Below are 235 nucleotides of genomic sequence, written 5' to 3' on the forward strand. Positions count from 1 at the left end.
ATTGAATGCCGATCACCCATTCGCTCCTTCCCCCTTTTACCCCACAGCACAACCACCAGATCAAGCAACCTCTCCTCAAATCCCCACATCCTTCTCAACCATCCATCAACAACCCCTTCCTCCAACTCATCAATATCTTTAATCACTAAAATACAATCACCCAACACACCACACCAAATCATCTCAATCTTCTCATTAAGTAATATAATCTTAAAATACAATCATACAATACCCT

At 40.9% G+C, this 235-nt stretch carries 1 protein-coding gene; it reads right to left on the reverse strand.

The annotated features are described in order from the left end of the window. Positions 1–221: hypothetical protein (locus FS736_RS23985; protein WP_144481575.1), on the reverse strand; the 221-nt coding region annotated here is incomplete at its 3' end. Positions 222–235 lie beyond the last annotated feature (14 nt).

The sequence above is a fragment of the Cytobacillus oceanisediminis 2691 genome (genome assembly GCF_007678455.1).
Classification (GTDB): domain Bacteria; phylum Bacillota; class Bacilli; order Bacillales; family Cytobacillaceae; genus Mesobacillus; species Mesobacillus oceanisediminis_A.